Genomic DNA, 8,924 nt, shown 5'->3' on the forward strand with positions numbered 1-8,924 from the left:
AAGTAGTTTCCATGGCGCGTGAGATCGTTCTCGATACCGAAACCACAGGCTTCGAGCCGCACCTCGGCCACAAGCTGGTCGAACTGGCCTGCCTGGAGATCGAGGACTACCTGCCGACCGGGCGCAGCTTCCACGTCTATATCGACCCCGAGCGCGACATGCCGCCGGAGGCCGAGAAGGTCCATGGGCTGTCGGCGGCGTTCCTGCGCGGCAAGCCGAAGTTCCGCGACAAGGAAATCCACCAGGACTTCCTGGATTTCGTCGGCGACGCGCCGATCATCGCCCACAACGCCACCTTCGACCGGACGTTCGTGAACTACGAACTGGAAGGGCTGGGCCTGGCCCCGCTGCCCGAAACCCAGTGGATCGACACCCTGGCCCTGGCGCGCAAGCGCTTTCCGGGCATGCACAACTCGCTCGACGCGCTCTGCAAGCGCTTCAAGATCTCGCTCTCCGAACGCGACAAGCACGGGGCGCTCATCGACGCCCGGCTGCTGGCCTCGGTCTATCTGGAGCTGAAGGGCGGCCGCGCCCTGACCTTGGAGCTGACCACCCGCGAGATGGCTGCCCACGCCGTTGCGGTGGCCAAGGCCGCCGCCTATGGCGCTCGCCCGCGTCCCCTGCCCTTCCGCTCGACCGACGCCGAGCGCGAGCTGCACGCCAAGTTCGTGCGCGAGGTGGTGAAGAGCGAAGAGCTCTGGAGCAAGTTCGGGCTGTAAGGCCCAGACGTCAGATCCACCGCTCGTCGGCCGTGAAGTCGACCGTCAGCCAGTAGCCGGGATTGAGCCCGCCCATCGCCAGCGCGATCTCGCGGCGGATGGTGTCGAGCTGCTCGAAGCTCATCGTCGTCTGGCCGGACGGCGCGACGAAGCCGATCTCGATGAACTGCTGGCGGCCCGAACGGACCACATGCGAGCTGAAGCTGGAGAAGCCGTAGCGGGCGGCGACCTCGCCGGCGAGCTCCTGAATCTGCTGGTCGAGCGCGCTCGGCGCGATCATCAGGATGTCCTGGCTGGCCCGCCAGAGGGTCAGGGCCGGGAACGGAACCAGGCAGACGGCGACGATGACCAGGATCATCGGGTCGACATAGGGCGTCATCCACTCCGCGCCGCTGCCGGTCAGCGCCTTGCCGATCAGGAAGCTCAGGCAGAGGCCGGCGCTGAGCACCCCGCCCATCAGCCAAGAGCGGGAATCCACATCGAGCATCTGGGAGTGCAGGTGGCGGGCCGAGCTGCGCACATAGGCGAACATGCCGAAGCTCAGCACGCTGCTGAGACCGGCATAGACCGCGCCCAGCCCGAACTGGACATAGCGGCCGCCGGCCAGCAGGCCGTTGAGTCCGTCGAGGAAGGCGTAGACGCAGGCGAAGCTGAGCACCAGGCCGTTGAGCAGGGCCAGCATCGGCTCCAAATGCCAGTAGCCGTACTGGAACCGACGGTCGTCGCCGCGCGCGATCAGCCGCACGGTCAGCAAGGCGATGGCGGTCATGGCTGCGTCGATCAGATCGTAGAACCCGTCGAAGGTCACCGACTTCGAGCCGAGCCAGAGTCCGAACCCTATGCTGGCCACGGCGAAGACGATGGTGGTCGCCATCGAGGTCGCGAGCAGCCGCTCCTCCTTGGCCGACGGATGGGGGCCCGAAGGGTGTGGTGTGGGCGGCGTCATGCGGCAGGCGCACCTGATGGCTCAATCCAGGCCAGGAGAGCCTATCGGCGCGTCGCCGTCGAGAGGGTCCGCTTGTCGAAGACCGCCGTTACGCCTAGCCTGGCCGCATGACCGCCTCGCACGGCCAGACCCTGTCCGTAACCGCCCCCGATCCGGGGACGAGGACGCGCGGCTAGACCTTTCGCGCCACCGATCCCCGCAATCTTGCGGATGGATCGGCGCGCTCTCCATCCGCACACCGATGGAGACCCGATATGCCGACACCGCAAACCTATGACTGGTGGTACGACGACGCCCGCCAGGTCGGCCTCGATTTCGAGGACGAGCACGAAGTCGCCACCTATGACGCCCGCCAGGGCGGCTCCGCCGAGCGCGACCGGGCGCTGCTGACGCAGCTGGGCCTGCAGCCGCACATGGCCATGGCCGACATCGGTTGCGGCACCGGCATCCTGGCCCGCGAGGCGGCGGGCATGTGCCGCTCGGTGACGGCGATCGACGTTTCGGCGGCGATGCTGGCGGCGGCGCAGGCCCGGGCCGGCGGCCTGGCCAATCTCAGCTTTCAGCGCGCCGGCTTCCTGTCGTTCGAGGCGAAGGCGCAGAGCCTCGACCTGATCACCGCCAAGAACGCGCTCCACCACCTGCCCGACTTTTGGAAGGCCATGGCCCTGGCGCGGATTTTCGCGGCGCTGAAGCCGGGCGGCCGGCTCTATCTGCGCGACGTGATGTTCGCCGTGCCGCCGGGCGAGTTGGCGGAGGCCGCCGAAGGCTGGATCGTCTGGCTGAGCGAGAACACCGGCTATTCGCGGGCCGAGGGCGCCTGTCACGTCCGTGAGGAGTATTCGACCTTCGCCTGGGCGATCGAGCGAATGCTCACTGACACCGGCTACCGCATCGTCGAGCACGTGCAGGACGGCGTCTACGGCACCTTCGTCGCCGAGCGGCCGGCCAGCTAGAGCAGCTCCCGCGGCTGAGGGGGGAGCCTCTGGAACGGGCGGCACAGCTCCCTCGCCCCCTTGGGGGGGAGGGTTGGGGTGAGGGGGACTGCTGACTCAGGAGGGCGCCGCTCCGCGCCGCTAACCCCTCACCTAACCTCTCCCCTCAAGCGGGGAGAGGAACTGGTCGTGCAGCCGACGGGACATCAGATCCTCCTCTCTTGGGGAAGGTGGCGCGCGAAGCGCGACGGAGGGGGACTGCTCTCACTTCAGAGGGTCAAAGTCTCCCTCAGTCAGCTGCGCTGTCAGCTCCCGCAGAGGGGGCATCCAGGTCACGGAGCGGCCGGCCCGATCTCAGGCCTGGACCTCGCGCTTGCGAGGTTCGGCGGCGCGGGCGCGGCTGTCGCGAACGGCGTCGTCGAACACCGCCACAGCCGCGTCGTTCGGCGCGTGCTCGCGCCGGCCCTCGATCGGCGGCGGCGCAGGGTTCAGGTTGAGGGCCGCCAGCGCATGATCGCCCTCGCGGCCGAAAATCTTGCGCAGCCGCACGTCCATCTGCGGCGAGGCGTTGTCGATCCCGGCCGCCAGCAGCGCCTCGTGGATCGCCCAGGTGTAGGCGGCGTGCATCGAGGACGGGTGGCGCGAGGATTCCAGCGTCGGCCAGACGATCAACTCGAAGTCGAGGCCGTCACCGGCGAAACCGGTCAGCCACACCTGGGTCTTGCGATGGTCCTGGTCCGGCAGGGTGAACGGCAGGGCCCGCGCCGCGCGCAGCACGACGTCGCGGACCAGGGCCTTGTCGGCCTGTTCGGCGACCGAGAAGGCGACGTGGATGCGTCGGGATTCCTCGTTGTAGGTCCAGTTCACCACCTCGCTCTGCATCAGCTTGGAGTTGGGGATCACCACGTTGACCGCGTCGTTGGTGCGCAACCGGGTGGCGCGGGCGCCGATTTCGACGACCTCGCCGCGCAGGCCGCTTTCGAGCTCGACGAAGTCGCCGACCTGGATCGTCGGATCGAAGATCAGCACCAGGCCGGCGACGAACTCCTTGACCACGCCTTGCAGGCCAAGCCCGACCCCGACGCCAGCGGCGCCGGCGAAAATCGTCAAGGAACTGAGATTGAGCCCCAAGGTGGCGAGGCCGGCGAGCAGCCCGACGGTCAGCAGGGCGTAACCGGCGACCTGTTCGAAAATGTAGATCAACGGCGAGCCCAGCTTGGCGCGTTTGCGCACGCGGTCGAGCCCGGCGCGCATCAGCCGCACCAGCCCGTAGGCGACGGCGACGATCAGGATGGCGACCAGCACGCGGCCGGCGAAGTGCAGCCAGGCGCCGGAGGCGAGCCAGTCCTGGATCGTGGCGAGGGAAGGATTCGAGGCCATCTTGCGCTCCCGCGTCGAGAAGCCTCGATCAAGGCCCAGAAGCCGGGGGCTGAACATTCGGGGAAACCCTGGCCCGCCCACGCTTGCGCCAGCGCCGGCCCCCGCCTAGCTAGGGCGCTTCCTCGAACCGGGACGGGACCCATGACCGAGTCCGCAAGCAGGTAGGCCGCAACAACACCCCTTCGTTGTTGCGGCGGTCGACACCCCAGCTCCAGAGCCACGGCTGACCGCCGTCAGATCTCCTGATTTGAGTGGATGCAAAGTCATGCCTGGTTCCAAAGCCAGACCCTGGGACTATTCCCTGCCCGCCGCGCTGATGCTGCTGGCGCCCTTCGACATCCTGGCCTCGCTGGCCATGGACATCTATCTGCCGGTCGTTCCCGAGATGCCCGGCGAGCTCTCGACGACGCCGGCCGTCGTCCAGCTGACCCTCAGCCTCTACATGGCGGTGCTCGGCCTCGGCCAACTGGCGTTCGGGCCGCTGTCCGATCGCGTCGGTCGCCGGCCGGTGCTGCTGGGCGGGGCGGCGATGTTCGCCGGCGCGAGCCTGGCCCTGGCGTTCGCCGATGGCGGAGCGGCGTTCGTGGCCTGGCGCGTGCTGCAGGCGGCCGGAGCCTCGGCCGCCCTGGTCGCCACCTTCGCCACAGTGCGCGACGTCTATGCCCAGCGGCTGGAGGGCGCGAGCATCTATGGCCTGCTTGGCGCGATCCTGTCGTTCGTGCCGGCCCTGGGGCCGATCGCCGGCGCTCTGATCGCCCAGGGCCTGGGTTGGCGGGCGATCTTCGCGGGCCTGGCGGCGCTGATGCTCGCCGCCGGTCTTCACGCCGCCCGCCGCTGGCCCGAAACACGTCCGGAGCTCGAGCGCGGTGACGGCCCGTCGCTCGCCACGATCCTGCGCAGCTATGATTTCTGGACCTATACGCTGGGGTTCAGCGCGGCGATGGGCACGTTCTTCGTGTTCTTTTCCACCGCGCCGCGGATCCTGATCGGCCAGGCCGGGCTGTCGCAGCTGGTCTTCAGCCTGGCCTTCGCGACGGCGGCGGGGGTGATGATCCTGGCCTCGCGGTTCGTCGGGCGGGCGGTCGGGCGCTGGGGGACGGCCGGAAGCCTGGCCCGCGGCATGGGCCTGCTGATCGTCGGCGCCGTGCTGCTGGCGATCGGTCAGCTCTGGGCCGAGCCGTCGTTCTGGACGCTGCTGGCGCCAATGTGGGTGATGGCCGTGGGTATGGTGCTGGCGGTCGCGGTCTGCGCCAACGGCGCGCTGGCGGCGTTCGGCGGCGCGGCCGGGACCGCGGTGGCGCTCTATTTCAGTGTCGAAAGCGTGATCGTCGGCGTGCTGGGCACGGCGGCCGTGGCCTGGCTGGGCGGCGACAGCGCCTGGCCGCTCGCGGCCTACGCCGCCGGCATGGCGCTGCTGGTGCTCGGAATGCTGGCGGCCAAGCGGCCGCAGCGCTCGGCGTAGATCGGGCTGCGAGGGGGAAGGCTTGGGCCGTCCCCCTCCAAGTCCTTAGGCGTTGCCGATGGTTTCGCCGCCCAGGCCCTGGGCCTTCCGCGCGGCGTAGACGCCGGCGAAGTCGATCGGGTCGAGCATGAAGGGCGGGAAGCCGCCGTCCGAGGTCACCGAGGCGATGATCTGGCGGGCGAACGGGAACATGAAGCGCGGGCACTCGACCAGCAGCACCGGCTCGAGGTCTTCCTGCGACACGCCGGAGATCTGGAACACGCCGCCATAGAGCAGCTCGACGTGGAACACCGGGCCGTCTTCGCGCTCAGCGCGGGCCGACAGCTTCAGGTCGACTTCGAACAGACCGTCCTCGCGGCCGCGGGCGTTCATTTCGACGCCCATCTCGATCTGCGGCTGGGTGGCGTTCTGCGCGCGCAGCGTCTCGGGCGCGCGCGGATTTTCGAACGACAGGTCGCGGATGAACTGGGCGAGGATGCGGATGCCGGGCTCGGGGGCGCCCGCACCGTTGGTCTCGGGGCCGGCGGCGTCGGTATCGGTCATATTCGGGAAAATCCGGTTAGTGGACGCGCATTCACGCCCTGTTGTGGCCTGGGCTGCTATCATGCGCCCTATGCCATGGCAACGTCGCCCCTGACGCGGGCGTTACGCTGTCCTATATTGAAGATTACGATCGTCCCGTGAGCCTGAAGAATTGCAAGTCCTCGAACTGATCATATTCGCCGGTTTGGCCGGTGTCGTTCTGTACCAGCTGTACGCGGTGCTGGGCCGGCGTGTGGGCCGTCAGCCTGAAGACAGCCCTGCGCAGGACGCGGTCGCGGCGAGCGCGCGGCAGACGCCGGCGGCGGACCAGATCGACGACGGCGTCGACCTGACCGGTCTGCCCGCGATCAAGCATCGTGATCCGGCGTTCGATCTCTCGCGCTTCCTTGGCGGGGCCAAGGGCGCCTACGAGATGGTGGTGCGCGCCTTCGCCGCCGGCGACCGAGAAACGCTGCGCAACCTGCTGGCGCCGAACGTGCTGACCAGCTTCGAAGGCGCGATCGACCAGCGAGAGGCTGAGGGCCGGACCGAGTCCGTCGAGTTCCTGCATCCGCCGCGCGCCGACATGGAGCGTGCCGACCTGCATGGCGACGTGGCGCGGATCACCGTCCGCTTCCTGGCCGAGTTCCGCAGCCGCACCAAGGGCCCGGAAGGTGAAGCGGTGGACGACAAGCGCACCGCCGAACTGTGGACCTTCGAGCGTAGCCTGAAGAGCCGCGACCCCAATTGGCTGCTGGTCAACGTCGCCGCCGCCGAAGCTTAAGCGCGGCGAAAACCGAACGGCGGCAAGGGTTTGTTAACCCTTACGCCGTTTTCCCGCCCTCAACGCAGGACTATGAAGGAGAGCCGGCGCGCGGTGTGCGCCGGGCGTTCGTGACTTCAAGTTCGAGCGGGGCGGCGCGCCGATCGCCGCGACTTCGACGACAGCGCTGCGATTGGGGGCGACCTTGAACATCCGACCTGCGAGCCGACTTGTTCCGGCCCTGCTGCTGACCTTGCTGGTCGCCGCTTGCGCCACGCCCAAGCCGCCGGCGCCGGGCCCCGGCCCGCAGCCGCCGCGGCCGACCCCGACCCAGCCGCCGCAACCGGCCCCGCCGCCGGCCCAGCCCGAAAGCTTCGCCGACGTGCCCGGCTGGGCGCAGGACGACCATGGCGCCGGCTACGAGGCGTTCCGCACCACCTGCGGCGTGGCGCGCGATCCGGCGCTGGGCGAGGTCTGCCGTCGGGCCCGGGCCATCGGCCCGCTGGACGCCGGCCGGGCCCGCGCCTTCTTCGAAGAGAACTTCCGGCCTGAACGGCTGGTCGGAGACGGGATCCTGACCGCGTATTTCTCGCCCGAGTACGAGGCGCGTGATCGCCAGAGCGTCGAGTTCTCGGCCCCGGTGCGGCCGAAACCGAGCGATCTGGTCGGCAAGGGCGTGGCCGGCAACGAGGCCCAGAAGCGCGGCGCCGGCGGTCAGCTCGGTCCTTATCCCGACCGCGCCGACATCGAAAAAGCCTCCTCGGGCCCGGCCCTGGCCTGGATGCGGCCGGAAGACCTGTTCTTCCTGCAGATCCAGGGCTCGGGGGTGCTGACCTTCGCCGACGGCCGCCGCGCCAAGGCGGTGTTCGCCGCCACCAACGGCAAGCCGTTCATGGGCATCGCCAATCCGATGCGCGACCGCGGGCTGTTGGCGGCCAACAACACTTCGGGCGAGGCGATCCGCAGCTGGCTGGCCGACAACCGCGGCCCGCGCGCCGACGAGGTCATGCGGCTGAACCCGCGCTATGTGTTCTTCACCCTGGCTCCGGACGACGGTCGCCAGCCGGTGGGCGCGGCGGGCATCCCGCTGCCGGCCGGCCGGGCCATCGCCATCGACAGCAGCCGCAATTCGCTGGGCGACCTGTTCTTCATCGAGGGGGTCGCGCCGACCCTGTCGGGCGCCTTCCCGGCCTATCGCCGCACGGTGATGGCGCTGGACACCGGCGGGGCGATCAAGGGGCCGGTGCGCGCCGACCTCTATCTGGGCCTGGGCGATCAGGCCGGGGCTGAGGCGGGCCGCGTGCGCCACACCCTGCGCATGCACCGGCTGGTCCCGAAGGTCGGCCCCTATCGATGAAGCGGCCCATCCGCCCTGATGAGCAGAAGCTCTGGGCGATGGTGGCCGCCACCGTCCACCCGCATGCCGGCCGCCCCGCGCCGCCGGTCAAGCCGCCGGCCGAGCCTGCGATTCCGGCGCTGAAGGCCAAGGGCCGGGTGGTCGATCCGGCCGCGCGCCTGCCGCTCTCCGAAGTCATGCCGCCTCTGCGCTCGCCGTTGCGCGGCGAGCCGGAGGGCATCGAGCCGCGCCGTAAACACCGCATCGCCAAGGAGCGCGACCCGATCGGGGCGCGCATCGACCTGCACGGCATGGACCAGCAGCGCGCCAAGGCGGCGCTGGAGGCGTTCGTGCTGCGGGCCTGGGATGAGGGCTATCGGGCGGTGCTGGTGATCACCGGCAAGGGCACGCTGGGCGACGGCGTCCTGCGGCGGCGCGCGCCCGAGTGGCTGGGCGGCATGGCGCTGCGCGGGGTGGTGGCGGGCATTTCCGAAGCCCACCGACGGCACGGCGGCGAAGGCGCGCTCTATGTGGCGTTGAAGCGAAAACCGAGGGGATAGCGGTCACAGTTGCGTATCCCCCCTGGAATTCCAGAGGCCGGCGCACGATATGCGCGCGGACAAATACAAGGAAACGCTGCTTTGACTTCCCGACTTCCCAAGGTTTTCGCCGTCATGGGCCTTTCGGTCGTGATGGGGCTTTCGCTCGCCTCAGAGGCGGACGCCCGCCGGGGAGGAAGCTTCGGCAGCCGCGGCGCGCGCACCTACCAGGCGCCGCCTCCCACCAAAACCTCGCCGACCCAGACCGCGCCGGTGCAACGTTCGATGACCGAGCGCCAGCCGGGCGCCCCGGCCACCGCGCCGG

At 69.5% G+C, this 8,924-nt stretch carries 10 protein-coding genes; 7 read left to right on the forward strand and 3 right to left on the reverse strand.

Features of this window, described 5'->3' with window-relative positions; all coding sequences use genetic code 11:
• Positions 1-11: 11 nt before the first annotated feature.
• On the forward strand, positions 12-719 hold the full coding sequence (dnaQ, locus tag C0481_RS20660) for a DNA polymerase III subunit epsilon (RefSeq protein WP_293407481.1): 708 nt from the start codon (positions 12-14) through the stop codon (positions 717-719).
• A gap of 10 nt (positions 720-729) precedes the next feature.
• On the opposite strand, the gene C0481_RS20665 is transcribed toward dnaQ, so the two are convergent.
• Positions 730-1,665, reverse strand: coding sequence for a cation transporter (locus C0481_RS20665; RefSeq protein WP_293407483.1), 936 nt, complete (start codon positions 1,663-1,665; stop codon positions 730-732).
• A gap of 254 nt (positions 1,666-1,919) precedes the next feature.
• Between C0481_RS20665 and C0481_RS20670 the strand changes: the two genes are divergently transcribed.
• Positions 1,920-2,618 (forward strand): class I SAM-dependent methyltransferase, encoded by a 699-nt coding sequence (locus C0481_RS20670; RefSeq protein WP_293407485.1) that lies wholly within the window; start codon positions 1,920-1,922, stop codon positions 2,616-2,618.
• Positions 2,619-2,951: 333 nt separating this feature from the next.
• Here C0481_RS20670 and C0481_RS20675 read toward each other — a convergent pair whose 3' ends face one another.
• The gene (locus C0481_RS20675) at positions 2,952-3,977 is read right to left on the reverse strand and encodes a mechanosensitive ion channel domain-containing protein (RefSeq protein ID WP_293407487.1); all 1,026 of its coding nucleotides are present in this window, start codon (positions 3,975-3,977) and stop codon (positions 2,952-2,954) included.
• A gap of 265 nt (positions 3,978-4,242) precedes the next feature.
• Between C0481_RS20675 and cml the strand changes: the two genes are divergently transcribed.
• Entirely contained in the window at positions 4,243-5,439 is a 1,197-nt protein-coding gene (gene cml, locus C0481_RS20680; RefSeq protein ID WP_293407489.1) for a CmlA/FloR family chloramphenicol efflux MFS transporter, read from the forward strand.
• Positions 5,440-5,484: 45 nt separating this feature from the next.
• Here the strand turns inward: cml and secB are convergent, their stop codons facing one another.
• Entirely contained in the window at positions 5,485-5,982 is a 498-nt protein-coding gene (secB, locus tag C0481_RS20685; RefSeq protein WP_293407491.1) for a protein-export chaperone SecB, read from the reverse strand.
• Between the two features lie 151 nt (positions 5,983-6,133).
• Between secB and timA the strand changes: the two genes are divergently transcribed.
• From timA to C0481_RS20705, 4 genes are all read left to right on the forward strand, one after another.
• Complete coding sequence (gene timA / locus C0481_RS20690) at positions 6,134-6,745, forward strand: TIM44-related membrane protein TimA (protein ID WP_293407493.1); 612 nt, start codon at positions 6,134-6,136, stop codon at positions 6,743-6,745.
• A 184-nt stretch (positions 6,746-6,929) separates the two neighbouring features.
• A complete protein-coding gene (locus C0481_RS20695; protein ID WP_293407495.1) occupies positions 6,930-8,081 on the forward strand; it encodes an MltA domain-containing protein in 1,152 nt (383 codons plus the stop codon).
• On the forward strand, positions 8,078-8,620 hold the full coding sequence (locus C0481_RS20700) for a Smr/MutS family protein (RefSeq protein WP_293407497.1): 543 nt from the start codon (positions 8,078-8,080) through the stop codon (positions 8,618-8,620). Before C0481_RS20695 ends, C0481_RS20700 begins: the two co-directional genes overlap by 4 nt.
• Before the next feature lie 81 nt (positions 8,621-8,701).
• On the forward strand, positions 8,702-8,924 hold a 223-nt coding region (locus C0481_RS20705; protein ID WP_293407499.1), incomplete at its 3' end, for a hypothetical protein.

It is taken from the genome of Phenylobacterium sp., from assembly GCF_013822795.1.
Classification (GTDB): domain Bacteria; phylum Pseudomonadota; class Alphaproteobacteria; order Caulobacterales; family Caulobacteraceae; genus Phenylobacterium.

What these genes read in the sequence shown, in the direction of transcription:
- dnaQ (WP_293407481.1), top strand. Translation starts at nt 12, where the DNA reads ATGGCGCGTGAGATCGTTCTCGATACCGAAACCACAGGCTTCGAGCCG.
- secB (WP_293407491.1), bottom strand. Translation starts at nt 5,982, where the DNA reads ATGACCGATACCGACGCCGCCGGCCCCGAGACCAACGGTGCGGGCGCC.
- C0481_RS20665 (WP_293407483.1), bottom strand. Translation starts at nt 1,665, where the DNA reads ATGACGCCGCCCACACCACACCCTTCGGGCCCCCATCCGTCGGCCAAG.
- C0481_RS20670 (WP_293407485.1), top strand. Translation starts at nt 1,920, where the DNA reads ATGCCGACACCGCAAACCTATGACTGGTGGTACGACGACGCCCGCCAG.
- C0481_RS20700 (WP_293407497.1), top strand. Translation starts at nt 8,078, where the DNA reads ATGAAGCGGCCCATCCGCCCTGATGAGCAGAAGCTCTGGGCGATGGTG.
- C0481_RS20675 (WP_293407487.1), bottom strand. Translation starts at nt 3,977, where the DNA reads ATGGCCTCGAATCCTTCCCTCGCCACGATCCAGGACTGGCTCGCCTCC.
- cml (WP_293407489.1), top strand. Translation starts at nt 4,243, where the DNA reads ATGCCTGGTTCCAAAGCCAGACCCTGGGACTATTCCCTGCCCGCCGCG.